The 26,765-nt window shown below is 59.7% G+C and carries 29 protein-coding genes and 1 pseudogene; 4 read left to right on the top strand and 26 right to left on the bottom strand.

Annotation, left to right across the window (positions count from 1 at the left end):
• Nucleotides 1-23: 23 nt before the first annotated feature.
• The 4 genes from DSM14862_RS21295 to DSM14862_RS21280 form a co-directional block, all read right to left on the bottom strand.
• The gene (locus DSM14862_RS21295; RefSeq protein WP_007120662.1) at nt 24-230 is read right to left on the bottom strand and encodes a hypothetical protein; all 207 of its coding nucleotides are present in this window, start codon (nt 228-230) and stop codon (nt 24-26) included.
• Between the two features lie 536 nt (nt 231-766).
• A complete protein-coding gene (locus DSM14862_RS21290; RefSeq protein WP_007120661.1) occupies nt 767-1,696 on the bottom strand; it encodes a DUF2493 domain-containing protein in 930 nt (309 codons plus the stop codon).
• A 568-nt stretch (nt 1,697-2,264) separates the two neighbouring features.
• Nucleotides 2,265-2,750 (bottom strand): PIN domain-containing protein, encoded by a 486-nt coding sequence (locus tag DSM14862_RS21285; protein ID WP_007120660.1) that lies wholly within the window; start codon nt 2,748-2,750, stop codon nt 2,265-2,267.
• 7 nt (nt 2,751-2,757) lie between these two features.
• Nucleotides 2,758-3,819 (bottom strand): helix-turn-helix domain-containing protein, encoded by a 1,062-nt coding sequence (locus DSM14862_RS21280; protein WP_040701722.1) that lies wholly within the window; start codon nt 3,817-3,819, stop codon nt 2,758-2,760.
• 178 nt (nt 3,820-3,997) lie between these two features.
• On the opposite strand from DSM14862_RS21280, the gene DSM14862_RS21275 reads away from it, so the two are divergent.
• Genes DSM14862_RS21275 through DSM14862_RS21265 form a run of 3 tightly spaced genes read left to right on the top strand, consistent with a single transcriptional unit; the run spans nt 3,998 to nt 7,337 of the window.
• Nucleotides 3,998-5,323 (top strand): SMODS domain-containing nucleotidyltransferase, encoded by a 1,326-nt coding sequence (locus DSM14862_RS21275; RefSeq protein WP_007120658.1) that lies wholly within the window; start codon nt 3,998-4,000, stop codon nt 5,321-5,323.
• Nucleotides 5,304-5,912, top strand: coding sequence for an SLATT domain-containing protein (locus tag DSM14862_RS21270; protein WP_007120657.1), 609 nt, complete (start codon nt 5,304-5,306; stop codon nt 5,910-5,912). The genes DSM14862_RS21275 and DSM14862_RS21270 overlap by 20 nt, the downstream gene beginning before the upstream one ends.
• A gap of 3 nt (nt 5,913-5,915) precedes the next feature.
• Nucleotides 5,916-7,337, top strand: coding sequence for a phospholipase effector Tle1 domain-containing protein (locus DSM14862_RS21265; protein ID WP_007120656.1), 1,422 nt, complete (start codon nt 5,916-5,918; stop codon nt 7,335-7,337).
• A 371-nt stretch (nt 7,338-7,708) separates the two neighbouring features.
• Here DSM14862_RS21265 and DSM14862_RS21260 read toward each other — a convergent pair whose 3' ends face one another.
• The 16 genes and pseudogenes from DSM14862_RS21260 to DSM14862_RS21185 all read right to left on the bottom strand — a co-directional run bounded on the left by DSM14862_RS21260 (nt 7,709) and on the right by DSM14862_RS21185 (nt 21,297).
• Nucleotides 7,709-8,437: a DUF736 family protein gene (locus DSM14862_RS21260; protein WP_007120655.1), complete on the bottom strand. Its 729-nt coding sequence runs from the start codon at nt 8,435-8,437 to the stop codon at nt 7,709-7,711.
• Nucleotides 8,438-8,561: 124 nt separating this feature from the next.
• A complete protein-coding gene (locus tag DSM14862_RS21255; protein WP_007120654.1) occupies nt 8,562-8,864 on the bottom strand; it encodes a hypothetical protein in 303 nt (100 codons plus the stop codon).
• Between the two features lie 100 nt (nt 8,865-8,964).
• Nucleotides 8,965-9,435: a DUF6915 family protein gene (locus DSM14862_RS21250; RefSeq protein WP_040701721.1), complete on the bottom strand. Its 471-nt coding sequence runs from the start codon at nt 9,433-9,435 to the stop codon at nt 8,965-8,967.
• A 1-nt stretch (nt 9,436) separates the two neighbouring features.
• Entirely contained in the window at nt 9,437-9,823 is a 387-nt protein-coding gene (locus DSM14862_RS21245; RefSeq protein WP_007120652.1) for a DUF6878 family protein, read from the bottom strand.
• A 121-nt stretch (nt 9,824-9,944) separates the two neighbouring features.
• The gene (locus DSM14862_RS21240) at nt 9,945-14,207 is read right to left on the bottom strand and encodes a strawberry notch family protein (RefSeq protein WP_007120651.1); all 4,263 of its coding nucleotides are present in this window, start codon (nt 14,205-14,207) and stop codon (nt 9,945-9,947) included.
• A 102-nt stretch (nt 14,208-14,309) separates the two neighbouring features.
• Nucleotides 14,310-14,462 carry an antitoxin PaaA2 family protein gene (locus tag DSM14862_RS21235; RefSeq protein ID WP_007120650.1) on the bottom strand — a complete coding sequence of 51 codons (153 nt, stop codon included), beginning with the start codon at nt 14,460-14,462 and terminating at the stop codon, nt 14,310-14,312.
• A complete protein-coding gene (locus tag DSM14862_RS21230; RefSeq protein ID WP_007120649.1) occupies nt 14,452-14,616 on the bottom strand; it encodes a hypothetical protein in 165 nt (54 codons plus the stop codon). Before DSM14862_RS21230 ends, DSM14862_RS21235 begins: the two co-directional genes overlap by 11 nt.
• A gap of 94 nt (nt 14,617-14,710) precedes the next feature.
• On the bottom strand, nt 14,711-15,229 hold the full coding sequence (locus tag DSM14862_RS21225) for a type II toxin-antitoxin system YhaV family toxin (RefSeq protein ID WP_007120648.1): 519 nt from the start codon (nt 15,227-15,229) through the stop codon (nt 14,711-14,713).
• The gene (locus DSM14862_RS21220) at nt 15,226-15,552 is read right to left on the bottom strand and encodes a type II toxin-antitoxin system PrlF family antitoxin (protein WP_040701733.1); all 327 of its coding nucleotides are present in this window, start codon (nt 15,550-15,552) and stop codon (nt 15,226-15,228) included. Before DSM14862_RS21220 ends, DSM14862_RS21225 begins: the two co-directional genes overlap by 4 nt.
• A 125-nt stretch (nt 15,553-15,677) precedes the next feature.
• Nucleotides 15,678-16,331: pseudogene (locus DSM14862_RS21215) on the bottom strand (DUF6927 domain-containing protein).
• Nucleotides 16,331-16,924, bottom strand: coding sequence for a hypothetical protein (locus DSM14862_RS21210; RefSeq protein ID WP_007120644.1), 594 nt, complete (start codon nt 16,922-16,924; stop codon nt 16,331-16,333). Before DSM14862_RS21210 ends, DSM14862_RS21215 begins: the two are co-directional and overlap by 1 nt.
• A 72-nt stretch (nt 16,925-16,996) precedes the next feature.
• Nucleotides 16,997-18,979 (bottom strand): ParB/RepB/Spo0J family partition protein, encoded by a 1,983-nt coding sequence (locus DSM14862_RS21205; protein ID WP_007120643.1) that lies wholly within the window; start codon nt 18,977-18,979, stop codon nt 16,997-16,999.
• Between the two features lie 158 nt (nt 18,980-19,137).
• A complete protein-coding gene (locus DSM14862_RS21200) occupies nt 19,138-19,527 on the bottom strand; it encodes a DUF3768 domain-containing protein (protein WP_007120642.1) in 390 nt (129 codons plus the stop codon).
• An 87-nt stretch (nt 19,528-19,614) separates the two neighbouring features.
• The gene (locus DSM14862_RS21195) at nt 19,615-19,824 is read right to left on the bottom strand and encodes a DUF6330 family protein (protein ID WP_007120641.1); all 210 of its coding nucleotides are present in this window, start codon (nt 19,822-19,824) and stop codon (nt 19,615-19,617) included.
• Between the two features lie 23 nt (nt 19,825-19,847).
• Nucleotides 19,848-20,786: an ArdC family protein gene (locus tag DSM14862_RS21190; RefSeq protein WP_007120640.1), complete on the bottom strand. Its 939-nt coding sequence runs from the start codon at nt 20,784-20,786 to the stop codon at nt 19,848-19,850.
• Between the two features lie 40 nt (nt 20,787-20,826).
• The gene (locus DSM14862_RS21185; protein ID WP_007120639.1) at nt 20,827-21,297 is read right to left on the bottom strand and encodes a hypothetical protein; all 471 of its coding nucleotides are present in this window, start codon (nt 21,295-21,297) and stop codon (nt 20,827-20,829) included.
• Between the two features lie 367 nt (nt 21,298-21,664).
• Between DSM14862_RS21185 and DSM14862_RS21180 the strand changes: the two genes are divergently transcribed.
• Nucleotides 21,665-21,958, top strand: coding sequence for a hypothetical protein (locus DSM14862_RS21180; protein ID WP_007120638.1), 294 nt, complete (start codon nt 21,665-21,667; stop codon nt 21,956-21,958).
• Between the two features lie 28 nt (nt 21,959-21,986).
• Here the strand turns inward: DSM14862_RS21180 and DSM14862_RS21175 are convergent, their stop codons facing one another.
• From DSM14862_RS21175 to repA, 6 genes are all read right to left on the bottom strand, one after another.
• Nucleotides 21,987-22,403: a hypothetical protein gene (locus tag DSM14862_RS21175; protein WP_237273231.1), complete on the bottom strand. Its 417-nt coding sequence runs from the start codon at nt 22,401-22,403 to the stop codon at nt 21,987-21,989.
• On the bottom strand, nt 22,396-22,665 hold the full coding sequence (locus DSM14862_RS21170) for a type II toxin-antitoxin system prevent-host-death family antitoxin (protein WP_007120636.1): 270 nt from the start codon (nt 22,663-22,665) through the stop codon (nt 22,396-22,398). The genes DSM14862_RS21175 and DSM14862_RS21170 overlap by 8 nt, the downstream gene beginning before the upstream one ends.
• A gap of 100 nt (nt 22,666-22,765) precedes the next feature.
• The gene (locus DSM14862_RS21165; protein WP_007120635.1) at nt 22,766-23,149 is read right to left on the bottom strand and encodes a hypothetical protein; all 384 of its coding nucleotides are present in this window, start codon (nt 23,147-23,149) and stop codon (nt 22,766-22,768) included.
• Between the two features lie 153 nt (nt 23,150-23,302).
• Nucleotides 23,303-24,352 (bottom strand): helix-turn-helix domain-containing protein, encoded by a 1,050-nt coding sequence (locus DSM14862_RS21160; RefSeq protein ID WP_007120634.1) that lies wholly within the window; start codon nt 24,350-24,352, stop codon nt 23,303-23,305.
• Nucleotides 24,353-24,507: 155 nt separating this feature from the next.
• A complete protein-coding gene (gene repB, locus DSM14862_RS21155) occupies nt 24,508-25,578 on the bottom strand; it encodes a plasmid partitioning protein RepB (protein ID WP_007120632.1) in 1,071 nt (356 codons plus the stop codon).
• The gene (gene repA, locus DSM14862_RS21150; RefSeq protein ID WP_007120631.1) at nt 25,578-26,765 is read right to left on the bottom strand and encodes a plasmid partitioning protein RepA; all 1,188 of its coding nucleotides are present in this window, start codon (nt 26,763-26,765) and stop codon (nt 25,578-25,580) included. Before repA ends, repB begins: the two co-directional genes overlap by 1 nt.

Here is a 26,765-nt window from a genome sequence, read left to right as displayed (position 1 = left end):
GCGGCCCATCTTCGTCAGAGGATTCAGTCCTGGGGATCCTTCGCGCTCGGCGGGAACATCACCAGCTCCGAGACCGCGACGGGGAAGTCGAGCTTGAGGCTGAAGAACTCCGATCCATCCCCGTTGCGGGTGTTGCGGAACATCGCCCCCACGCGCTGAAAACGGGTGCGCTCCTGGCCGTCGGTATCGGTGAACTTGACGGGGACGGTGGCGACGTAGTGGTTGGTCATTTGGGTTACTCCTTGTTGCGATGGGGATCACCCGGCACGGGGGCAAGAGGCCCGGTCGCAAGCGCAAATGCGGAGGGTCCGCGGCCAGCCGTGGAAGCCGTATTTGTGCTTGCCGAAGCGTGAGCTGAGGGCCGGACGGGCCGACCCCGTGCGATCCACATGCATAGCAAAAAGGAGCGACCCAAATGACCCCTGCCATCACGCAGCCGCCACCATCCGCGTCCTCGTCCCGCCGATCCTGGCCGGGGTGCTGATGAAGCCCGCCCGCGTGGGTGCGATGTTTAGAAACACCACCCGAGGGACGTGCAGGTCTTCAGCCTCAAGTGGGACGTCTCGAGCTTTCGTGTCTTGCGATGCTGACGATGTGCGTGAGGTGCGCACCATCCCCAGCCCGCACCGATGCGGATGGGCCGAACTCTGACGGACTTGGTAGAGGGATAACGGTGCTGGCCGCCGCAGACTGCCGATCACGTGTGACCGATCGCACGCGCCATGAGACATGACGAAAGGGCCGCGCCAAGCGCGACCCCCTCTCTTCAATCCTGCGACGCCTTCTTCGCCGGGTCAGCAACCCGCATGACCGTCAGACCTTTCGCTTCCGCCTTCTGCCCGAGGTTCAGCGCGACCCCGTTGCCGCCGAAGAGGACAACCCCTGTCGCCGCGAACTTGTCGTCCAGCATCTCATCGTTGCACTTAAACGGTGCCGCCCGCCCATGCGCGGACCAGCGCGGATCAAAGCGCGCTTGTGCGACACCCCGTGTGCGCGCCCACCGAGCCGCAATCATCTCCGCACCGTGCTTGCCACCCTTGTGGCAGAGAAAGATCTCCTGATTGCGGTTCTGTTTGATCCGTTCGCGAACCTTGTCGAGCGTGTTGAAGATCACATCGACATCGGTCCAGTCGGTGGCGCCTGAGACGATCAGGGGCACCCCCTCGACTTTCGACTTCTCGGCGGTTTCGCGGTCGTGCTGCTCCAGGAGCTGCCGCGCCTCAAAGACTGCCCCGGTCTCCTGCGCCCGGACGCTTGCGCGCGACCCGGCTGCCGGAATGAAGGCGTGGCCCGTCTCGATCTCGTAGCATTCCGCCGCTGCCTCGCTCATCACCTCGATGGCGCTGACAATTTCGCGCAGTTGCAGAAAGCGCGCCTGCGCCTCCTCGAGCGCGGTCTCGGCGATCTCTGATCCGTCGTGGGATTTTGCCAGCGCGCCGATCTTGTCGGCGGTGCGGTCGACCTCCTTGCCAAGCGCCACCTTGCGGCGCTGCAGGATCGTCGCGATCCCATGGGCCAGCGGTTCGATCTCTGCTTCAAGCCCGGTCCCGCGCAGCTGACCGAGCAAAGCCTCGAAGCTCTCGCGGATAATGTGGTCGGTCAGGATTTGATCCTCGGGGATCGGCAGCTGCGCGTCCTTCTCGGTCAGTCCGAAAAGCTCGATGGTCTCGTAGGTGTTTGCGGTGTCGTAAGCCATGTCTGGTCTCCAGTGTTCGTTTCCAAGGCCACCACGTGAGTGTGGGGGCATGGCCGAATGCCTGGTTTCCGAATCTGCCCGGGTCAGGGACGGCGCAGCCGCCGGCTTGCCGGGCGCAAAAGTTTTCGGCGCGCAGCACGGGACCGCCCCACGCCACAGGCCCCGCCCTCGCCGAAAAGTTTTGCGATCCTTGACGCGGGCTGATTTGGGGGCCATCCGGAGGATATGCTTCCGCACTCATGTGTGTGTGTTTTGACGGTAGGTTTGCCCGACCCGAGCAGGCAAACGGCCCGACCGGACGCGGAAGACGGATGAAGCGGCGGGATCGTTTTGCCCCGCAAAACAGACCAGAGCGCAATCCGGCGGAGCGGCCGGGGAGGGACGTGCTCGCGAGGCGGGCAAACCGGGATCCCGGGTGCAACACCGCGGTGAGGCCGCATGGCCGAATGCGCGACGGACCGTAGGGCTGTTCTCCCCTGCGACACGCGAAGCCGAGCTGGGGAGGCCGCAAGGCTAAAGCGAAGAAGAGCTTCGCAACAATTTCCCTCCAGCAAGCCGAATAAACAATCTAGTATCTCGCAAGGCGCCTATTGATTTCCCTAATGGGAAGTCTGCATCTCGGGTGATCACGAACCGCCTCGAGGCCCGACTTGAGGAGGACGGTCGAACAAACCTCGTGATGTTCCATCTCATCGAACACCCACAAAACACCATGCATCGCGAGTTCTTGGCGCTCCGCCTCAGCCCTGAGCGCACCGTCTCCGGTTAGTAGAACCCAATCCCTTCCCGCCGCCAGACAAAACGCAAAGACATCAGGCGTCGACAACATAGCCTTTGCCCGCTTCAGCTCTGTCGCACGTGCGGTTTCTTCTGGCGTGAGCTCTTCTATTCTCAGCCCCAGGTCAATCAGATCTGGCCCCATCCAGTCGAGGAGTTCGGCTTGATAGAGAGCATCCGGAACAACAAAATCATAGGGCAGGTCAAAGAGCCTCGCGGTCAGCGAGGCTCTTTCAATGTCAATCAGGACAGAGGTATCAGAAACAAGAATTTGCACATAGGCACTATGCCATGTGGTCCAACCGCTCTTCCAGTTCTTTAACCCGTATTTCGAGAAGTTCTGCCGCGCGAGACAACCCAATCAACCCCTCGGAGAGGGCACGAAAACACAAACGTTGAAAGCGGTCCGGTTCTTCTCGTTCCCAAGGAATGGAATTTGGCTCCTCGAACGGCTCATCGCGCCAACCTCGTTGCTTATAGACCTTGAACAGACGCGCAAATGTTGCCTGGTTGATGATGTCCAAATCCTTGCATCGATACGTCAGCGCTTGAATGCTGACGCCAAACCGATCCTTCAGACTAATGAGCTCACCAATGCTTATGTCCGTTCTGCGGGCACCAATCTCCTGCCGTAGCACTTCTGCCGGAACGAGGAATGCACCAGCAAATCGATTTGCGGCGCGTTCTGAATCACACCCTTCGGCGACTTTAAGAACCATGTGGCCCAATTCGTGAGCTAAACTGAAGCGCTTCCGCTCAGACCAGGTCTTCTTCTTGATCATGATAACACGGGCGGAGTGATGCTCTTTTCGACGCACTTTCGCCGCAAGCCCGTCAATCCGATCAACATCCAAAGACAGCACTTTGATCCCGTGCTCCTCGAGGAGTTCGGCAAGCATTGGAATCGGGTCATGACCCAACTGCCAAGAAGCACGCATGTTGCGAGCCGCGTCCTCGGCATCTCGAACATCGGCCACCCAATAGGGTGCTTCGTGCGGGGCATCCCATTCCTGGCTCGAAAGATTCAGCAAGCTTTCGATAGCTAGGTACTTTTCAACCATATTAAGCGTCTTGGCTTCGATCGTCGCGATCTCTTTGGCTGAAGAGCTGGCTGACTTGCGAAACTCAACGCCCTCCAACTCAAGCTCATCATCGCTGAGCAGGAAATCCACAGAGACGCCGAGTGCTCGGGCAAGACTTAGCAGCACGCCCGAACCGGGCATGTCTTCATTACGCTCGTACTTGCCTATGGCTTGGGCGGATACCTTGTTCTCCATGGCATCAGAAAGTGCACGGAGCGAGAGGCCAGATGCCGCTCGGGCTCCTTTGAGTCGCTTGCCAATCATAACGTCCTCCCAGTGGGTGGTTTACATTCCACCTATATGATTGATATTTTGTAAACTACAACGCTTGAAAGTGCGGTCTTTCGTCCCTAACTTATAACAGGAATCCGAAAGAAAGGCAAATTTGTAAACCGCCGCACCGGCCTAAGAGGCGCTGAACCGGCAAAAACGCGAGACTCCAATGGGCACCTCTGAAGACTTCAAGACCTTTCTCGATAACATCAAGATCGATAATGCCGCGACGATTGCCTTGCGATACGGCGAAGTCACTGCTTCCCTTAACAAGGAGTTTCGCGACACAGAGTCAAAAACGGCTAACAGCCTTCAAGTTGGCTCCTATGGCCGTTGGACGGCGATCAAGGGCATTTCCGACTTGGACATGATCTACATCATGCCTGCCGGGAAGTGGGATAGCTACAAGGATGGGGGCCAGTATCGGCTTCTTCACGATGCCAAGGCTGCGATCAAGCGGCGATACCCTTCGACGACCGTCAAGGTGGATCGTTTGGTTGTCCGGGTGCTCTACAACGATTTCCACATCGAAGTGATGCCGGCCTTCAAGCTAGCTGATGGGAGCTATAAGTACCCTGACACCGCAAACGGTGGGTCGTGGAAGAATACCAAGCCGCAGGCTGAACTCGATGAAATGAGAGAAGCCAATGAGCGCAAGAACCGGAACCTTCGCCGCTTGTGCAAGATGGCGCGCGCCTGGAAGAACAAGCACGGCGTCGCCATGGGCGGCCTTCTGATCGACACTCTCGCCTACAACTTCCTCGAGTCGACCGACGAATACGATACCAAGAGCTACCACTACTACGACTACATGTGCCGAGATTTCTTCGAATTCCTGGCTGATCAGCCCAAGCAATCCGAGTATGCAGCGCTTGGCAGTCGCCAACGCGTCCGCGTCAAGAAGCGGTTCGAGCGGAAGGCGAAGAAGGCATACGATTTATGTCTAAAAGCCATCGATGCGAGCGGACAGAAGAACGAGCGCCAAAAATGGCGGGATGTGTTCGGGAACGCCTACCCAGCACCGGCAAAGAGTGCAGCGGGAGAGGCTGCCGCATTCGCGCATGTCTTCAAGAACACTGAGCAGTTTGTCGAAGACAGATTTCCGGTCGATATTCGATACCATCTTCGTATCAACTGCGAAGTGACGCAGGATGGATTCCGTCCGGGAATGCTTCGGGACCTATTGGAGCGGCATGGCGTTCTGCTGCCGAAAAAGAGCCTTCGATTCTTCATCGCGGATGCAACCGATCTTCCCGATGATACCGAGTTGTTTTGGAAGATCTTGAACCGTGGCGAAGAAGCCGAGCGTCGAGACGTGATCCGAGGACAGATCGTGCGCGACGAAGGTCGCGGTGAGCGCCAAGAGACCACAAACTTCCGCGGAGATCACCTCGTAGAATGCTACGCGGTCAGCCGAGGCGTGGTCGTTGCGCGTGACAACATCCACGTCCCGATCCGTGTGAAAGATGCCGAGGATGAAGACTATGCCGCCTGACTACGATATCGCGTTCGAGGATCAGGTCCGTGAATGCTTCGGACGGGTGGTCTATACCCACAAAACCCACGAACGTATGGCCGATCGCTCTGCCGATACACTTCGCAGGTACAAGGTTTTGCAAATCACCCTTTCAGCACTGACGAGCGCAGGGGCGATCGGAGTCGTGGTGGGAGAAGAATTATGGGTCGAGGTCGCGACTGTCGGCATTTCATTTATGACGCTATTTGTTGCGGCATATCTGAAGAACTTCGATCCCGGTGCTATCGCCCAAAAACATCGTGACGCAGCCGCGAAGCTCTGGAACGTCCGAGAATGCTACCTCTCACTGCTAACCGATCTGCCAAGACTGTCACATGAAGCCGCAGTTGAGCGTCGGGACGAGTTACAGGCCATACTTTCTGCCCTCTATGAAGGGGCACCTCAGACTGACGGAAAAGCCTACGAGGAGGCCCAAAGACGGCTGAAGGAGATGGAAGACATGAGCTTCACAGCTGACGAGATAGACTGTTTTCTTCCACTCTCGCTAAAGCGATCCGGCGGACGGCCTAAACAGACAGAAGTCAATCAGGCTGAAGGAAAAAGGTAAAAAATGACAAAGAATATCTGTATTTTTTCCGATGGGACCGGGCAAATGGGCGGGTCTAGGCCGGACCAACGCCTTTCGAACGTCTACAAGATGTATCGCGCCATGCGTCCCGGCCCAGACTCACCAATTAGCCCAAAGGATCAAGTCACCTTTTACGATCCTGGGCTGGGCACGGGCGAAAGCGGGGGACTCTTTGGCCGCATCAAACCTATCCTTGAAAGCGCAGTCGGCACCGGCATCGATCACAATATCATCGATTGCTATGAACAGATCATCGCCCATTATGAGCCCGGTGACCGTGTGCTGCTATTCGGCTTCTCGCGCGGGGCGTACACGGTCAGGGCACTAGCGAATGTCATGAACCTTTGCGGTGTCCCGACACAAATGCCCGATGGCAAACCCATCCCGCGTCACGGACCCGGTTTACGCAAGATCGCCACGGATGCGGTGAAGTTCGTTTATAACCACGGCGCCGGAAAGCCTCGCGGACAGAACCCGTACTTCAAGCATCGCGAAGAGCTCGGTCACAGATTTCGCGAGAAGTATTCGAGTGCTCCCCTCGAGGGCGAAGACAATCAGGGCAATATTCAGCCAACCTTCATCGGAGTGTTCGATACGGTGGCGTCACTGCGGACTGCGGTCGTGCGCGCGCTTGTTTGGGGAGTGACGTTCACAGTCGGTGCCGCCTTTCTTGCCGGAATCGTGCTGGGATGGTCATTGCTTCTTGTCATCCCGCTCGGCGCCTTGCTCGGAGTGCTTGTTTGGCAACTCGGCTCACTTCTGCTCGATAATTTCAAGTATTTCTCGGATGATCCTGGTCGCAAATTGAAGATATTGCGCCCTACAGACTGGCCACAGATTCTGAAGACAGGGCATTTCGCCGCTTGGAACAAGCGCAACTACGACATGTGGCTGGATCCCGACGTAAACCACGCCCGCCACGCCATGGCGATCGATGAAGACCGCGCAGACTTCCCGCGAGTTGGATGGGCGTCCAAAAAAGCCGCTATAGAGACCAAGAACCGAGAACCGGCTTGGCTCAAGCAGGTCTGGTTCCCGGGTTGTCACAGCGACATCGGTGGCAGCTACCCCGAGGCCGAATCCCGTCTCAGTGATATCGCCCTAGACTGGATGGTCGATGAGTTAAAGGAGTGTGTGCCTTCAATCAAAATCAACGAAAATTACCTTAACCGCGCTCCTGACCCTTTGGGCCTGCAGCACCGCGAGGACGCGATCTTGGCGTTCGGACCAGTCAGCATTCCATGGAAAAAAGGAATCCGAGAAGTCGGCGACGATTTCCCTCTCCACCCATCCGTACAAGAACGCATGCAGGCGACCGCGGTCGCTCAATTCGGAGAGGTCAAACCATACCGACCGCAACAACTGAGCAAGCGACGCGATCTAAAGCGTTTCTATAAGACGTAAAACGCGTCTTCGGGCCTTTTCCGCAACATCTTTCTCGGCTCACCTTAATGTGGGACTGACCACGTCACACTGGAAACAGCAAGTGAGAGAAGACCATAGTGTCGCACGAAAGGAATCCCCTGAGATCACGCGCTGCGCAGCGATGTGCGAGTTCAATTGACCCAACACCCAGTGACCACAGCGAGTGACTCATTTGCCAAGCTGCAGCGTAGCATCCTGGAATTGATGTAGATCTCAACCTCCGGTAGGATATGGATGGTGTCTTCCCAAGTATCGTACGATATGTCTCGCTGCGACATCGAGATAAGAAAAAGGGGAACCGCGGTCCCACGGCTCCCCTTTCGGTGCGGATGTCTAATATCGCGCGTTGATCATGCGACCAGCGACAGCCCCGCGCCTGCGTCCTGCGGCTGCTCACCGCTGTCGATGAACGGGATGATCGAGAAGGTCTGCCCGCCGCGCTGTTCTTCGTTCTGCACGGCGTTGACGCGCAGGTCGCCATCAGGCGTGTTGATCAGCAGTGACAAGTAGTCATTGCCCGTGCGGCTGCTTTTCGCCATCCAGGCCGAGCCGACGCGGATCGGTGTGCCACGGGGCGAGCTGACCTCAATGCGGTAATCGGGGTGGGTCTCCTCGGTCTTGTAGCTGTTCTCGATCAGCATGAACTCCAGATCGAACATCATGTTGGCGATGTAGCCGGTGAAGGCGTTGTCGGCGTCCATAGCGGTGAGCTCGCCCGAGATCGAGCCGGATTTCATCAGGCCGTTCGAGACCAGCGGGATGATCTCGAACGCGCCGCTCTGGGCCGCGCGCGCCTCTTTCGTCTGCACCGCGTTGACCCGGAACGGGCCGAGACCAACATCGATCTGCATCGAGATGTAGGGGTTGCCGCTGGTGTTGCCGGTCTCGTTCCAGGCCGTGCCGATGCGTACCTTGCGGCCCGATTTGTTGACTGCCGTGACGTCAAAATCCGGGCTGCGTTCGGACATCTTGGCCCGCGCCTCCAACTGGATGGCGATGTCAAAGCGCGCCCCGTGGATCATGCCGGTGTACTGAGCGGCTGCGGTCTCGACATTGCGGGTGAGGGTTCCTGCGAACATGGGATGGTTCCTTTCAGATTGGCCGGTGTCTGACGTCCTTGCCAGCGCATCCGGGATTGCTTTCTCGACCCCTTGAGGGATCACAAATCAGAAAGCCTGCTTTCCTTTCAGCCTCGCCCACGGGTCAAAGCTGCCGTCCGAGTGGGAATGCCCCCGCGCCTCCGGGTGCTACGCCCCTCCCCTGCCCGTCTGGTATTGATTGGCTGCCCGGATTTTCCGCGCCGTCCTCCGATCGCGCGATGAAGAACTCCGCCTCTTTTCCGTTCAACCGTTGCCCGCCCCGGTCGGTCAGACCGATGCAGCTACCGTTCGGCACATAGGTGATGAGGTACTGACCGAGCCGGTCCTTGTGGACAACGTAGCCGGTATTGGTCCAGTGCACGGTCTGGCCGGCATCGACGGCGGCCTTGATTTCATCGAGTGTCATGGGGGTCTTCCTCAAGAAGAGTGGTGTGAAACGACGCAAGAAGCCCGGTCGTGCAACCGGGCTTCCATTCAGCATTCGTTTGGCAAACGGCCCAGAGCTGTCAGGCACCTTGCGTGGCTTGCGTGGCTTGCGTCGCGCGTGCGGCCATCCAATCCTTCAGGCCAAGAACCGTTCGTCCGGCGGCGACCTCGGAGGCCCAGGCAACCCTTGGGTCGCCGCAGGACTCATCGCCAGAATGCCGGTCGATGTGGCCATTGGCCATCCATGGCTCGGGCTTGATCCGACGCAGCCAGTCCGCCATGCTCGGGATACGGCCTTGGCAGTCTTCGCGGACATGTTGCTCGCCGATCCAGCGCACGGGGATGTCCCGACCCGCGCTATTGGTCAGGGTCAGACTGAAGACACGCTCGGCTTCAAACAGGCCTTGGGCGTGGTGACGCAAGGCTCTGTGCGTGAAGAGCGCAAGATGCTCTTTCGAGGCATCAAACCAGTCATGGATGGCCTGATAGTCAGACGGCACCCCGCCGAATTTCCGGGCAGAGCTTTCAGCATGATGAAGCGGATGGGCCATCTCAAAGACCCTCATCATAGCTGTGCGAGCATTCGACATAGCGGTCCGCGTGATCGAGGGTGATGCTGTCGTTGCGCAAGTCCCAGGTCAGTGTGCCGTAGCCGCCCTCGTTGTTTTCGAACCCCGGGTGATGGTGATAGGCGAGCGACCAGGCGAAATCGCCAACTTCTGTGACAAGCGCCTCCGGCAGGTTGCCCTCTGCAGGCTGCACCGTCACATCCTCGACATTGCCGGAGTCGCCATAGCCTTCGTATTCGACAGCGACCTCGCTGATGCCAAGCGCACGTAGTTGCGCGAGCAGCTCCACTCTGGATGCCTTCAAGGTGGTTTCGCGCTCTGCACGCCACTGAGCCGCCAGTGCGGCATAGTCGATCTGGGGATTGGTCATGGGTCCGTCCTCTTGTCTGAATTTGGGGGGCCAGGCGTGGCATTGGTCTGCGCGCGCCCGGAAAGCGCAGACCGGTGAAACCCAAATCCGCGACGCCCGACCGGAAGCCCCCTTTGACTTTTCAGGCGGCTTGTTCTGCCGCTCTGGCGGCTTCCTGCCCCACGATCCGGGCCAGAATGCTTCCCGCGTCGATCCCGTCCCCATGCGGCAAGAACACCCTCAGCTGGAAGGCGATGATCTCCGTGAAACACCCCATGGCCTTGAGGCCTTCGATCATGCCCTTGTCCGCGCCGCCAAGCTCGAGGCGCATCTCGCCTGCGACCCGGCGACGGGTCAGGGTCAGTCCCCGGCCCAGATCGACCGGCGCGGTGGTGCCAAGGGCGGCGGTCAGCATCTCCTGCGGCGTTTGCGGGTTGGAGACGAGGAAGCGGGCGCGCAGCGCGGCCGCCCCTTCTTCGCTCAGCGTGCGCCCGATCATGGCGGTCGCCCCGTCCGGCGTGACCCTGTAGATGCGCTCATTGGTGGTTGGAATATCCTTCCAGATCGGCAGTAGCAGCCCGGTCAGCAGGTAGAGCTTGGTCGTGGTGGTTTTCGGCAGGGACCCCGCCTCGGCATCCCAAAGCCGTGCGAACTCAGGCTTGCCGATCTCTTCCCAGGCCGAGGACTCGAACCGCGTCTCCTCCAGATAGCTCGACCCGTTGGGCCGCACCGCCTTGCGCATCAGCGTGACGATGTCCTCGTCATACATCTGCATCGGCCGCGCCGAGATGAGCGCCGCGCGACCGGAGGCGCGATTCACCATTGGCAGCTTGTCCGGATTGCGCGATATGGCCTCTTCGGCGCCCAGGACATGGACCGGGTCCGTCACCTCAAGCCCGATGATCCGCGTCACGGCGCCGGATTTCGGGCAGGTCCAGAGATCCTCTGTGGAGACCTGCTCGATCTTTTCGCCGCGCAAGGTTTCGACGCCGAGATCGAGCGTGCCCGCCGCCCGCGCGCGTTCGGTCTGATCAGCGATCCGGCGCATGAACTCGCCAAAGAGCGCGTTCTGCATGTGGATGGGAAGGGCAAGCACCCGATTCAGAAACCGCTGGATCGGGGGAAGCTCCTCAAGGAGCACCCCGTCCTTGTCGATCAGCCGCAGGGCCGTCCAGTCGGTGAAGCTCTCGTAGCTCATTGCCTCGGCACGCCCGGCGGCCAGATCGGCGAAATAGCCACGCAGTGCGGCCCGTGCGATCGGGCTTTCGAGATTGTCCTCCTCCCGGAACATGCCTTGCGAGCCGGTCTCGCGCTGGCCCTTGGTCAAGGCCCCCAGCTGGTCGAGGCGTTTGGCAATCGTCGAGGTGAAACGCTTTTCGCCATGCACATCGGAGGTGCAAACCCGGAAGAAGGGCGCGCTGACCTGAGCCGAGCGATGCGTGCGGCCGAGCCCCTGGATGGCCGCATCGGCGCGCCAGCCGGGCTCCAGAAGATAGTGCCGCCGCCGCTTCTGGTTCTTCGCCGTTTGTGCCGCATGATAGGAGCGGCCCGTCCCACCCGCATCGGAGAAGATCAGGATATCCTTTTCGCCGTCCATGAAGGCTTGGGTCTCGGACGAATTGCTGCTGGCGGCGCGCTTTTCGATGAAGAGGTGGCCATCGTCCGCCTTCAGAGGTCGAATCGACCTTCCGGTCACTTCGGCCACGGCCTCGTCGCCAAAAGCCCAGAGGATCTGATCGAGCGCCGAGGGGATCGGCGCCAGCGTCATCAACTCCATCATGGCCGCATCGCGCAGGGCGAGCGCCTCGCGCGAGACAACGAGCGCCCCGGTCTCATCCCGCAAAGGTTCCGCCACCATATTGCCGTCGATCTCGACCAGCTTTTGCGCATGGATCGGGAAGGCCTGTTCGAGGTAGCCCAGAACATAGTCGCGCGGCGTCAAGGCACCCTCGACGAGTTCATCCTCCGGGTCCATCGACTCAAGCCGACGCTTCAGCAGGCTCTCGCCTGTCGAGACAACCTGGATGACGCAAGCATTGCCTGCCGCCAGATCGTCCGCGATGGCGCGGATGATGGTCGGGGCCTTCATGCCCATCAGCAGATGATTGAAGAAACGCTGCTTCGTGCTCTCGAAACGGGACTTGGCCGAGGCGCGTGCGGCCGAGGCATTGGTCTCTCCCGAAGCATCGTTGACACCGGTCGCCGTCAGGGCAGCCTCGAGATTGTGGTGTATCGTCCGAAACGCACCTGCATAGGCGTCGTAGATCTCGATCTGGGCCGGGGTCAGCGCATGTTCGAGCACGTCATACTCCACGCCATCAAAGCTGAGGGCGCGGGCCGTGTAGAGCCCGAGCGTCTTGAGATCACGCGCGACCACCTCCATGGCGGCGACACCGCCGGCTTCCATGGCCGAGACGAAACTCTCGCGGCTCGGGAAGGGGTATTCGGGCCCTTGCCCCCAGAGACCGAGCCGCGCGGCATAGGCGAGGTTGTGGACGCTCGTGGCGCCCGTGGCCGAGATGTAGAAGACGCGAGCGCGGGGTGCTGCCAGTTGCAGCCGCAGGCCCGCAAGACCCTGCTGCGAGGGCTTGACCCCCCTGCCCTGCTCTGACCCTGCGGCATTCTGCATGGCATGGGCCTCATCAAAAGCGAGGACGCCTTCAAAGTCTGCGCCCATCCAGTCGAGGATCTGGCTCAGTCGCGTGGTGCCGCATTTGCCCGCGGACCGCAGCGTGGCGTAGGTGACGAAGAGGATACCGTCGCCCATCGGGACGGGCTGGTCCGGTTTCCACTTGGAGAGCGGCTGGATGTCGGCTGGCGAGCCGCCGAGATCGGTCCAGTCGCGGATCGCGTCCTCGATAAGCGTGGCGGATTTGGAGACCCAGATCGCCTTTTTGCGCCCGGCAAGCCAGTTCACGAGGATGAGCCCCGCGCATTCGCGGCCCTTGCCGCAGCCGGTGCCGTCGCCGAGGAAGTAACCGAGGCGATAGGCCCGTGCTTTAGGGTCATCATCAGCGCGCGTCAGCTTGTTCTGGTCGTCATCTAGGCGCATCCGCCCCGGCAGGTCGCGTCCATGGGCATCATGCGCCATGATGATGGTCTCGAGCTGCGCCTCGGAGAGATCTCCCTCCTCGACCAACCGTGCGGGCAGGCGCAAGTCATCACTGCCCGTGTTTGAGGGCATGGGCGGGGCAACCGAGGCCATGGCGATGCTCTCGACCAGCGGCGTGGGATGTTCCTGCGCACCCGCGATCTCGATCCGCTGCGGCCGGTAACGCGCATAGATGTCCGAGATGGGCGTGTTGTCGCGCGGGACATCGAAGCTTGTAAAGCTGAGCGGACGGACGGCATTGGCCCGGGCTTTGGAGGCGGCGACAGGCGCAGCGGCGGTCTTGCGCGGGGCAGATGATGGAGCGGTCGGCCGCCCGTGAGGGATCGCTTCAGGCCGTTGGGCGGGGCGCATCTCGGGCCGGGTTGCGGCCGCGGCGTCGACAAAAGGAAGGGCTTCGTCCAGATCGCACACAATGGCGCGGATCATCTCGCCGTCCTCCTGCACCTTGTCGAAGACCATCAGCTGGGTTTCGACAGAGGTGCCGAGCTTGCGGTAGACCTGCCCCGGCATCGTCAGCGCCAATCGTGGCGTCAGGAGACCGCAGGCGCGGGACCAATGCGCGGCATCGCGTTCGGGCGTGAATCCCGGCGGCATGATCGCCACCAGCCGCCCACCGGGCACGAGACGCTTTGCAGCCGCGATGAGATGTTTGGCGGCGATGTGCTTGTCACGCGACCGATCGACCGAGGAGGCGAAGGGCGGATTCATCACCACGACGTCGGGTAGAACCGGCGACTGCAGCAGATCGTCGATATGCTCGCCGTCATGGCCCGTCACCTCGCCGCCGAAAACCGCGCGCAGGAGGCGCTGGCGAAAGGGGTCGATTTCATTGAGCAAAAGCGTGGCACCTGCGCGGGCGGCGAAAGCGGCCAGGGCACCGGTGCCAGCCGAGGGCTCCAGAACGGTCTCGCCCTTGCGGATCGCCGCGGCCCGAACCGCCATGGTCGCAAATGGCAGCGGCGTGGAAAACTGCTGCAGCCGGATCTGCTGCTCTGACCGGCGGGTTTCCGTGAGGAGCCGCGAGGCAAGCAGCTTTGCAGCGGCGATGTCGCCTGCTGCACCGTCCCCACGCAGCAGCACCTGGATTGCCGCAGCCTGCATCAGGTCATAGGCCATCCGCCAGTCCCAGGCACCACCAGCATCACTGCCATGAAACGTCTCGCGCATAATGCGCGCGAGCGCTGAACTGCGCAGGGGTCGGTGGTCGACCTCCGTGCCGATCTGCGCGATGGCATTTGCGAGATCAGTGTCGGAGATTGGGAAAGCCGGGTTTGCCGGTTTGGGCTTGGACATGGGGATTTTCCTTTGGATCAGGGTCTGAGTTCCAAAGGACAAAAAGCCCGCTTTCGCTTTTCAGGGAGATGAGGTCGGACCGCGCTGACCTCCAAGGCTTGGTCAGGACTTGGGTTCGACCTCGCGCTTCGCATCAATCAAAGCCTGCGCGGCCTGCATTACCTGAACCTGTGAAGTTCCGGCGCGTGCATCCTCCAGCGCGGCCTGCACCTGCGCGCAAAACCACGCGTCATAAGAATTCGCTTCAGCGGCCACGGAAATGCTCCTCGAGCCCGATATCCAGCAGCTTGCCGAGGTCATCGGGCATGTCTGCAACGCGCACAGCAATTGGGAAACGGTGCCCCGTCAGGTCAGGCGCGCATTGCTCCTCTAGACCGAGGTGCTGCCCATCCTTTTCCGTTTCGTCCATTGTGCTTTCTCCGACCGTATTAACAGCCGATGCTACATCTTCCAGCGTGGCGTCGTAAACGATAATGCCATAGCGTCACAGCAAGCTGGCCCACTTACCGATCTGGCGCCGCTTCAAGGGAAGTTTCGAACCGCTTGTCCGCCGCCGCTGCTTCTTTCAAGAGCGCGTCGAAATTGTCAGGTGGGTTGCCATCTTCCAGCATCCCTTTGAACGTCGCATAGGCATCCGTCTTGCTGCCATAGGCGCGCAGGGTCTTGTCATCGTTCACCCATGCCACCACGATGACCTTCGCATCGCTGTTGAACCGGTAGAACAACCGATACTGCTGGAAAAATTTCGCCCGGAACCAGTGCTTGCGGTGATCGCCGAGTGTGCCGCCTTGCCGGAAGGCCGCGGCACCCGGATCCGCCGGTATGGCCTCGGTGACCAGCTTGAAGATGGCGGCCAACCGTTTCGTGGAATTTTTCTTGCGCCAAGTCTTGGGATCGCGTGCCTTGCGCGCCTCGACCTCCAGGGTCAGCCCTTCGAGCTGCTCCAGAAAGAGCGGATGCGCATAAATCGACCATCCGTTTACGACAAGGGGCGCTTGGGCGGGCACGCTATCGCCGCTCATTCATCCTCGAGCGATAGCGGCGCATCGAGATCGACACCAACGTCTCCGACCAGTGCTGCAAGACGGTCATGCAAAGCCCCATCGAACGCCCGAATGCGGTCCGGATGCGCCTTGATATCGGCCTCGACAAAATCGAGAAAGGCTCCGAGCACGGGATCTTCCTCGTCGCTGCGCACGGGCTCGATATAGACCCTGCCACTCGGCTCGGTGCAGTAACGAATCTGGTCGCCCTTGCCCAGCTTGAGCTGTTTGCGCACACCCGCCGGCACGGTCGTCTGATACCGATCCGTGAGTTTCGAGACATCTTGTGCGAGCGCTGTCATGGCAGTCTCCTGAAAGAAAAGGGTCGTTGCTGCCCGCGATAGGTAATGCATTTGCATTGCCTTGTCAAGACAAGCCGCAGGATCTGCTGTCGCCGGGCAGGTCGATGAACCGTCGAGCGCAGGACCTAATTTCGCCCCGCGAGATACTCCGCCAACACAGGACTGGCCGCACCCTTCGCGGAGCTGAGCAGCTCCGAGCCCGCGAGCGAGGCTTTCGACAGGCGCACGAGCCCGCCGGTTTCCTCGATGCGGTAGCAGCGGCGCTTTTGCCGACCCCGCCTGTAGTGGGTCGCGGTGACGATCCGGCATGTACTGCCATCGGTGAGCGTCACGGGCGCTGCGAGCCTGATCTTGTCGCCTTCCTGGTAGTCTGGAATCGACGCCCAATCCCGGCAGCGCTGGCGCCAGTCCTGGGCGTAGCTGTCCGGGTCTTTCAGGTCGGAGAGGAGCTCGATCAGCCCAAGGGGAGCACGAGATTCGTTCGGGCCAGCACTTTCCTCCATGTCCTTGTAGCCTCAGCAGCCGTCATCGTATCGGGTGAGGAAGACAGCCCCGAACGTGATGGAGTCATCCGCATCGGTCATATAGGTCGCGTCTTCGACAGCGGTGCCGTCGAGATTGGTGACCCTTGCCGCCGCATACCAGGTGGAGGCGACCTTGCAGGCCTTGACCAGTTCGGTTCTGCGCGTGTCGCCCTCGAAGGTGCAGAGCCGTGTAATTTCCGCCTTCTCATCCGCGTAGGATTTAACGCGGCCGTCGGTGTAGAAAAGCCATCCCACTATGCCGCCCTCCGATCGTCGATCTCCATGAGCGCATCAAGCGGCACGCGATAGGGCTGCATGGCGTCAAAATCCTCGCAATTGCCGCAGTTCTGCACGATCGCGAAGGTGTCGCAGGCATCCTTGAGGATGACCCGGAAGGTGCCGCCGAGGCCTGACGGCACCTCGTAGGTCCCGCCGATGAGATAATCCGAGGCCCGGCGCACGAAGACGCGGATGCTGTGGCCATCGGTGGCGAGCCGGATCGCCCCCCGCCCCCTCTCGATGAGCACCTGCACGTCATCCAGGATGTCGGTGTAGAACTGGCCGGTCAGATCGCGGAACGCCATTCGGCGCTGCGCCATCCAGTCGGTGTCCCGAAACGGGTTCATGCCGTCGGCGAAAGCAAAGGACGGATCGGCCTGTTCGGTGGTGACGATACGGGTGGTCGTGCCATCGATGCCGTTTGAGCGCAAATGCACACCATTGCCGACGATCAGGATCAAGGCCGGCCTGTCCACGGGCCCGTTCCAGTTGGGCAAGAAGGTTTTGCAGGCGCGTGCATGGGCGATCTGCGCCGCAACAGCGGAGGCAGAGAACTTGAGAATAGCCATGGGGATGTCTTTCTGTGTGGTTTGGAAGGGTCGACCCGCGCGGGGAATGCCTCGCGCGGGTCGCGTGATGGCTCAGGCCGCTTGCGCGATCTCGCTGTCAGGCTCCGGGGTTTCCGCAGCGGGCTCCGCCTCATCAAAGGCGACACCGGCGGTCTGCATCATCAGCGGGCACCAGGCGGCAACGGCAGCGCGCTGCGCGTCGGTGAGCGTGGCGAAGGGCTCGGCAAAGAGCTTGTCGCAGAAGGCGACGATCTCTTTCTTGCTCGACGAGGCGAGCGTCACAGCCTCCTGGGCGAGACCCAGATCCTCGCCGAGGATCTTCAGGAGCCAAGCCTTCTTGAAGCGGTTGAAGAGCGCCGCGTTCGGCGTCCAGTGGGCGCGGATATCGGGCATGATCTCGATCTCGAAGTCATGCATCAGGCTGTCGCGCCGCGGGTCCCGCGCGAAGCAGGACTGCGTGGTGCTGGCCGTGGCATAGGCCACGAGCTTGGCCTTCTCCCCTGTCTCCAGCGCGCGAAACGCCGCGAACTGATCAGCGGGCGCGCGGGCGTCATCTAGCCACGAGAGATCAAGCACATCATGCGCCGCCGCCACCTGCTCGAGCGAGGTCTCGTCGATCTCGTCCATCTTGGCATGGCTGCGGTATTCCTTGCGGGCATCGATCTTGATCGCCTGCGTGACACTCGTTCCGCTGGCAAGAACGTCGCTCACCAGCTTGAAGAGCGTCAGATCGAGCGTGGCCTCCGGATGCAGCGCCATCGCAGCGCCAAGGGCCATGGCCCGCTCTGTCTTGAGGTCCTCAGCCAGTGAGGCCGGGTAGCTGATTTCGCCGGCGTCTGGGGCCTCCTCCGCGGTCGGGCTTGCCGAGGAGCCGCGCGCGCCCTCCTCTTTGACGGTGTCTTTCGGGCGGACGAGGCCCACATGGAGCGTGATCTGCCCACCTTGCCACGACGCGATCACCCCAGACCGCGCGAGGTCCTCGGTGCTGTAGGCCTCCTGCAGATCGCGCGCTTCCTCTTCCAAGGCGTCCACGCGCTCGTAAAGCACGTTGTAGGCACCGTCCTCGAGCCCCTCATCCTCCATCTCGATCTGCAATTTCTCAAGCTCGGCGGTGATCTCATCGATGCGCTTCTGGGCAGCCTCATCAGGCTCGATCGGGCCGGGATAGACGCGGCCGTAGTCGGCCATGGTCGCGTAATCATAGCGGACCATCGCATCGGCCCAGGCAAAGCCCAGCTTTATGCGGGCCTCTTCGGCAGCAGCCCCGAGCTTCTCAAGCAGGATGGTCTCGACCAGCGCCGCATCCTCAAGCACGGAATGCTCTTCCAGAAGGTCAGCTGCGACGGCACCGCCACGCGCCTCGTAGTCTTCGCGCACGAAAGCCCCGATATCATCGCTAACCTGCACGCCGCGGGATTTGAGGGCCTGACGGACGGTATAGGCCTGCAGATAGCCGCCGTCTTTCGTGAGCGCCTCGAAGACCTCGCGCTGCGCCTCCTGGCTCGGGTGCTCGGCGAAGGCCTTCATCGTGTCGAGCGTGATCACCTTGCCCCGCGCCGCGGCGCGGATGTCGGGGTGGATCAGGCCATAGCGCAACCGGCCTTTCACGGCGGCCACCGTGGTGCCGAAGGTCTTTGCGATGGTCTCGGGCGTCTGGCCGTCGACCCCCATCATCCGGGCGAAAGCCTCGAACTCGTCGATTGCGTTCATCGGGGCTTGCGTGATGTTCTCGGCGAGCGACAGCGCCGTGGTCACGTCACAGTCCTCCGGCACAAGGCGGCAGTCGATCTTGGTTTTCGCAGTGAACCCTTTGGCGACCTTGTCGGCGACCAGCTCCTTCAGCGCGGCATGGCGCCGGCCACCGGCCAGCACTGCATATTTGCCGTCAAGCTTCTGGACCAAGAGCGGCTGGAGCAGGCCCAGCACGGCGATGCTGGCCTTCAGATGCGCGATGTTCTCGGGGTCATAGGTTTCCGGCGCGTTGCTGCGCACATTGGCGGGATGCGGGACCAGATCGCCGATAGCGACGGTGAGAGGGGCAAAGCTTGTGGTCATGGGATATCCTTCCAGGTGGGTGAGGTGTGGCCCGCGCGCTCACGCGCGTGACCAATCCCCGGCTTCAGGGATCACCACGACAAAAGGCCCACTCTCCCTTTGAGGGGTCAGTGGGCCTTCATCGCCTGGGGTTTCAGGAGGGGGTGTCCCCTGCCCTTCTACCAGTCGCGCGCCAGCATGATGGTCAGCACGCGCATGGTGGTGGCGGGATTGTCCGGGGTCTCAGCCCCGTAGCGGAAATCCGAGTCTGCCTCATAGAGATCGATTTTCCAGAACACGGTCTCGCCCCGGATCTCGACCGCCCCGAAATCGTGCAAGCCCTCGGGATCATTCTCAGGCTCGAACGTGGCAAACTCACGGGTTGCCTTGACCGCCTCGGCCATGAAGCCATCGCCGGCCTCCATAAGCGAGCGGGTGACATGCATCCGGCCCTGGATGGGCTGCGCGGGCGGCACTCCAAGGCACGCGAGCTTGCGAAACGCGTCGTTCTGCGCCGCGATCACCGTCGGATCCGGACGGTCTGGCTGGGGTTGAACGGTCATGGACATGGGGATCTCCTTTGAGAAGTTGAAACACCCTTCCCAAAGCCTGCTTTTTCTTTTCCGCTTGGCGGCAGGGCCGAAGGAGAAGGTGCCCTACCCGAACAGCCCCTTGGGTCTGTAATTCGGGTTGGGAATGGTTGCGATCCAGCCGCCCTGGTCCGTGATGCTCTCGAGCGCTGCCGAGAGCGGATAAGCGCCCTCGGACCGGCTCCACCAATAGGCACTGCGTTTGAAGGTGATGATCTTGCGGCGGCCGTCTTCGAAGCAGGCCACCCGCAGCGTCTTGGGTTCCTTGCGTGACATGGACGACTCCGTTCTCCGTGTGGTCACGCGGCCTCGGCGCTGCGCCCTGCCCTACCCGCTTCAGATCTGGCGATCAGATAGTCGCAGGCCCGCTGCGCGTCCACGGCGTGCTTGAAGATCGCACCCTTGTCCGACCGAAGGACGCGCAACCAGTTGTGCAGGTAGGCGGCATTCATCTCGAGCGTATGCGCCGTGAAGCCGAGCGTCTGCCCCAAGAACACCGAGGTCAATTCCGCGACGATCTCCTCGCGCGCATAGGACGTGTTGCCAAACTTCGAGAACCCGAAATCACGGTTCAGTCGATGGGGGGCCTTCGTGGCATGGGCCAGCTCATGGGTCCAGACCCCGTAAAAATTGCGCGGATCCTGGAACCGCGTGATGGACGGCATGTAGACCTTGTCCACGGGCGGCAAATAGTACGCCTCCGTGCCCGTGAAGACGGTTGTGATGTCGATGGCATCGAAAAACGCCTGCATGTGCGTGACGGGCTCGGACGGCGGATGCTCGGGCACGGGTTCCGGATCGGGGAAGAAGCTCTCGGGCAAGCCCTCGATCTGGCAGGCGTTGAAGACGCGGTAGGATTTCTGGAAGCGGAAGATGCGGGCCTCCTCGGAGCGATCATCTCCGTCGCTGCGGTCGTCCTCGCCATCGGCGTCTTTCCGACTTTGACCGTAATAGATCACGACCGAGGACTTTTCGCCCTTGCGGACCTTTGCGTGCAAGGCATTGGCCTGCGGCAGCGTCATCCAGAAAGGCGAGCTGTGGCCTGCCATCACCGTTCGCATGGTCAGCAGGAAGTTGTTGACCCCCTGGTAGGGCTCACCGCCCACGCGCAGGGGACGAGAGCTGCCGCCTGCGGTCCAGGGCTTGCGCCACGGCAGAACGCCGCGCTCAATGATGCGGACGATTTCGTTTGTGATGACCTCGGAGGCATCGAATTTGGGCGTGCGGGATCGGGCCATGGCTGGCCTCCTTTCGAGTTTTTGTGAGAGGAAATGGTGATTAGATTGACTGACGGGGCCGCGGATCGTTGATGATCCTGGCACCGAGGGCTTCGACCATGTCGATGTAGGTGGTCAGCGACACGGACCTGCCGGGACCCCAAGGTTCAGAGTCGTCCGATCCGTCCCGCGCCACCCGCGGCAAGTTCGCGAAGGCAATGACATCGGTGACGGGCCGGACATCGATGAACGGGGTCCCTCGTGCGACCGCAAGAGTGGCCAAGGGAAAGCGCTCGATCGGCGCGAAGGTCGACACGGTGGTCCAACCAAGATGGATGAATGTCCCGCCCTCTCCGCAGATCATATGCGCGTTTGGCAATGACGCCGCCTGCTTCAGATAGCCGAGGTCACGCAGGACAGTCTCGCGCTCGCGCCGTTGTGACTGCCCCGTCTGGCCGGTTCGGCGTAGTTCCTTGTGTCGCCACGACGAGGCAGCGGTCGCGCGCAACACGCGCAAGACACCTGTTTGCATGGGAATGCCCTTAATCAGGAAAGACAGACCGGAACCCGGCCCGGACCCATCTGAGGGACCCCAAAGGCCCTCATCCGTCAGTCACAAAACCCGAAGGACACTTTCACTCTTTAGGGATCTGATGCCGGAGATTGTTAAATGCGAAGCTCATGAGAACGCAGGATCCTGCACTTTCCGGCATCAGACCCCGATGAGGAACAGGATCAAGCCGGTTCAACCCTCTTTCGGGTACCCTCTCTCCGACACCCTCAGGCCTGACCCTCTCCGGCCCTCCTCTTCCTCTCAAACCCCATGATTTCCGGAGGTGGCTTGTATTTGTTCCCGTTATGTTCTTTTTTAAGAACCGAGCTAAGAAGGGAAATCCCCGATGGAAAGCACTACTTACGCCCTGCCCGCGACGCCAAAGCAGATTGCCTATGCGCGGTTGCTGGCCCTGCGCAACCAGACGCTTCTGCCGTGGGAGGTTCAGCAAGATCGGCGCTCCTTGAGTGCCTGGATCGACGCACAAGCCAAGTTGAACCCGGGCGCGCAGGACAGCCGCCCGACATCGAAGCAGGTCGCCTTCGCCGAGCGTCTCGCCCGGATCAAACGCCGCGCCGTCCCGGATGAGTGTTTCCGCGACAAGGGGCTGATGTCAAAATGGATCGATGGGAACAAATGAAGCTGGGTAGCCCCTGCGGTGATTGAGACTACTTCAGCCGATCAACAATCGATGCCCCGCCCGACCTGGCAAGCGCGATCAGGCTGGACTGGATTTTGAATGTGAAGACGGAACTGAACGCGCCGATGGGCGTGCGGTCCTCCCAGACATAGGACCGCTCCAGAATATCGGTGTTGATCTTGTCCAGCATGACCCATTTGCGGACATGGGTCTCCAACCCCACACGCTGCGACTCGATCTGTGGCACCTCGATGCACTTGCGCGAGGGCAAGGGCGGTTGCGTCGTGATCGGCAGGATGAACACCACGGTCTCGCTATCGGACTTGGCGACAGTGACGGCGATACAGACAGGCCGTGTCTTGCGGCCCTCGGTCTCGCCCGCCATCTGCTCGCGTTTCCATAGGAACGGGTAGCGGAAAACCTCTCCCGCACTCGGCTTAGTCATCCGCCCGCGTCAAGTCCCGCTCGAGCCCTTCAATCATCAGCGCCTTGAGATCCTCGGGCATCTCGTCAACCATATGAGCCTGTTGCGTGGCCCCCCGCGCGAGCTGCTGGTACTGGTCCATGCTCATCAGCACGAATTTCGGCTTGCGATGCTTGGTGATCGCAATCGGCGACCGAATGGCCGCGTCAAACAGGTCACTTGTGTGCCGCGTCAGGTCGGCCGCCTTGAACTCGGGAAGCTCATGCATGATCTGGGTCTCCATTCGTGCAGAATATACGTACATTCTGGATATTCTGCAAGAGATGGGTTGAGCCCTCCCATGTGTCATCCGAACCGCCGCACGGTCCAGTGTAGGCGTACTCTTAGGCGGTGTTGCCGTCTTCAACGGACTCGTCCGAGGTCAGGTGGTCGTAGCCGCGAGAGACTGCCAGCGCGCCGTAGCGGTCAAACATGACGAAGGCCCCTGCCCGCCCGATGTCTGTCGGATTGAAGGCTAACGGCCGGATCTCGATCTTTTGGATCTCTGCTTCCAACACGCCAAGCTGAGTATCAATCTCGGGGGGTTCATCTTGTCTAGCGTACTCTTCTTCCAAGGCCTGATACTCGGAGAGTAGTTTGGTATGGGTCGCTTGTTCATCCGTCACCAGCCAATCGAGCAGCATTGTATCACCCTCGGCGTTATAAGCATTAACACAGACAAACACGACGGTAAGGTTGGCCACTTGGGCCGAGGCGTCTGTGAACATCTAGCAAACCTAGAATGGCTTCTTGTTCCATGATAAGCTACAACATTCCAGACTTGCACCTGACGCGGGTGATCTGAAGTGTGCCGCAATTGTCTCTTGATCTTCGATGGCTATGCAGACTCACCAGCCGGTCGAGTTTATGTGGCAAGAGCATCAGTTTCCTTGCCTCATCATAGCATCAAGGTAGGCGTTGTTGTTTTTCACCTGTCCTAAGCTGGCTCTCAAAATTAATTCGTTGAGTGCAATAAGGAGCTGCCCTGGACCTCGTTCTCTAAGGTGTTTCATGATCCTGCCCTGTTCTATTCTTAGCAATCTTCCGACATCGGCCAATATTTCGAGAACTGATTGATGATCTCTTGGTTCATGCGGGAAGAAGTCCGATATGTTTTTCAGGTCCGTCCATGCCATAATTGTTGGATCTCGGCGTTCCTGAAAACCAGAGGTGCAGTGTGCATCTGCTCTATCTTTTTTTATATTCAATCTTGTGGGTTCTACGTGCCGGACATTTTGTCCGTCGTCGCCGGACATTTGGTCGGGCATTGTTTCCTGAGCGTCATGGTTTCCGGCCGGAAACTCTCTGATGGTCGCTCCGACCAACTCTGCCAGCCTCTTGATAAGCTCTATGATTTCGTCGGCTTTGAGAGTTGCACGGCGTAGGATGTTTCGTACGTTCTGGAGAAATGAGACAGTCTCAACATCCTTTGCTTGGCGCAAAGCCTCGACACGAAGGGCCAGTGCCTCCGCCTTGAGTGACCGTAGCTTTTCCTGATCGCCCACAAGCTGTTCTGCGTGTTCGGTGAACTCTCTTTCCCGATCATACATTGGCTGCAGATCGAAGCCAAAGGCATCTCTGATCAATCCACCGTAGCGAAGAGGGAACCGTTTGCGGGTTGCGCTATCCCTGCGCTGGATCAGCCCGGCATCCACGAGGTGTCCGATACACCGTCGAATCGTTCTCTCGTTCAGGCCGTTCGTTCTCTCAGACAATGATGCGTTTGAGGGAAAGACGATAGTCATTGGAGCTGTTTGTCCGGCCTTCTTCGGCATGAAGCTGATCAAGGCCTGCAGTGTTACCAGGTCATTTGGTGTCAGACCGAGTTCTTTGCGAATCGCTCGGATTGGCTCGATTACCCTGTACGGGTTCGTACCGGGTATAGTAGATCGTTCCGCCAAGGCGGGTGTGTGAGAAAATACCTGTCTCATGATGATTTCGGCTGAAAAAGCTTCCCCGTTCACCGCGAACGGTGTTGAAAACGATTCGGCTTCGGGGTATCAATCAGGTGTCTAAGCTAATCGAGGCCCTTCGGAAGCACTGCTTTCGGGGGGTCTTTCCTTTTCTGGCCTGTCCTCCTTTCTGCTCAGTTTTTGTTATCGTCTATGTCAGGACCATCAAGATCCTGATCCCTGCCGGAGACTGGGTTACCTATGGGTTCCATTTTCTCTGGGGTAATGATCTGCCCTGGACCAGCGGCCTTCGCGTTCGCCAACGCTAGAAGAGCGGCCTCTGGATTCTCAGAGATCCACTTATGAAGCCCGTCATTTCCGTTCTTGACGGTGATGATCACATTTCTTTTGGTGACCTTCACCATCCCGAGTTTTGTCTTGATTGCCGATGGGGCAGGGGGCTTGTGCTGTTTTAGGAGCCCTTCGAAGATCGCAAAGCGTTCGTCGGAGGTCTTGCCTGAACCTCTGGATTCCATGAGAGCATCATGGAATTCTCGGTTTCCGGCCGGAAACCCTTCATCTCCAGAGAAGCCAAGGCTCTCATAAGCCTTTGCGGCAGCATACCAACGATCCCGTCCAACCCCGGGTGCCGCCCCGATCTTTTGGATGAGTTCAGTCGGAATACAGGAAGTGACTTGTTTCATGCGAGCAAGTCCCGTGAGCTTGTCACCGGCTTTCCTGGCTTTCTGATCGATGTTGAGGGCGTCACAGACCAGTCCCTCATCCTTGCCGGACTCTATGAGAGAACGTGCAAACAGGGCTTTCTCGATCCAGCTGAGGTCTTTTCGGAAGCTGTTCTCTTGGCCTTGTGCAAGAATCGCTTGATCCTCATCCAAGCCTCTGATGAGAGCCTTTGCGGGCTTGCCGATAAGTCGAAGGGCGGCTAATCGCCTGCGCCCATAGATGATCCTGTACCGCCCCCCTTCGGGGCTCAGAAGTATCGGGATAAGCTGTCCCTGCTTGTCAATGCTTTCAGCCAGTTCCCTGATGTCATCTTCGTCATCCAGGGCCAGACGATCCTGGAACTCGGAATCATCAATAAGGTCGGTACTGATTTCTTGAATTGAAGATTGTGCCGCATCCTGAAGAGAACGGGCCATTCCCGAAAGGGCAGGGGCTCGTGACTGGGTTCGAGTCGGAGAAATCGACGAGCTCTGCTGCTTTTCTTCATCCTCGGGAATGTCGAATGTGACTTTGCGGGCCATTACTTACGCCCCCATGCCGTTTTGATGAGCCCTTCGACCTCCGCCACAACCCCGTTGATGGACTCGATAGCCCGATCGTACGTCTGGCGATGAAAATCCGTTCTGGCGATCTCGAACAGTGTCTGTTGCGTGAGTCCAGCGTCAGAGACTGCGGAGGATTTCAGGAAAGGCTGAGTAAGAACGTCATCCGTGAACATGGTCCGCAGGAATGCCGCCATCTGAGTTTGGGGGCCGTCATTGGGCTCGAAACGAGTGATTAGAAATCTCATGAAGTCCCAGTCGGGCGATGCGCCCACATCAGCAATTGTTGCCATGAGGCTGGATGTGAGCTGCAGGAATTGGGCCATCGAGGCGACGTCAAGCATGCTTGGAATGACAGTGACGACTAGGGATGTCGACGCTACCAAAGCCGATAGTGTGGTAAACCCGAGTTGCGGTGGGCAGTCGATGACGACAATGTCGTAGTCTGTCTCGACTTCATTAATGCAAAGAGCAAGCCGCTGATAGAACGGCGGCCTGATATTGTTTCGAAGCGCGTGTGCGGTTTCGGTCTCGAACTCAGAGAGCAACAAGCCGGCCGCGGCTAGATCGAGGTTGTGGAAATACGTTTTGCGCACAACGTCTCTAAATGGGATAGGGTCCTCATACCGGAGGGCATCGTACACCGTTCCGGCCTCAGGGAAGTCGATTTCCGGCCGGAAACCGAACATGGTGGTCATTGAGGCTTGTGGGTCGAGATCGATTGCCAGAACTCGATAACCATCAAGGGCAAGCTTTTGGGCCAGATGGATCGCCGTTGTCGTCTTCCCGGCCCCCCCTTTGAAGTTGGCGATCGAAATGATCTGGATATGCTCCCCATCCCGACGACGAGGAACGATATGCTGGAACTTGGTGCTTGACCGGGCTATTTCGTGGCGCGCTATATCGATTTGCTCTGCAGTGTAGAACCTGCGGCCGCGGGCGTCTGTCTCGATATCACCGAGATCGAGCTTGTCCTCGAAAAACATCTTCCGCAAAAAATCTTGGCTTACCCCGAGGATCTGGGCAACTTCCGTGGATGAGAAGCGTCTGAGAGACTTTCGTTCATCAGGTAGAAACGACTTGCGCATATTCACATCAAGCGATTTGCTTAGACGTGTCGCCATCGTTTGGATTTTTTGATCCATTCTGATCCGCTGCTCGTTCAT

Origin of the sequence: Sulfitobacter indolifex (assembly GCF_022788655.1) — a bacterium.
GTDB lineage: Bacteria > Pseudomonadota > Alphaproteobacteria > Rhodobacterales > Rhodobacteraceae > Sulfitobacter > Sulfitobacter indolifex.
Note: the sequence above shows the minus strand (reverse complement) of the source record. Positions and strands in the feature narration are given on the sequence as shown.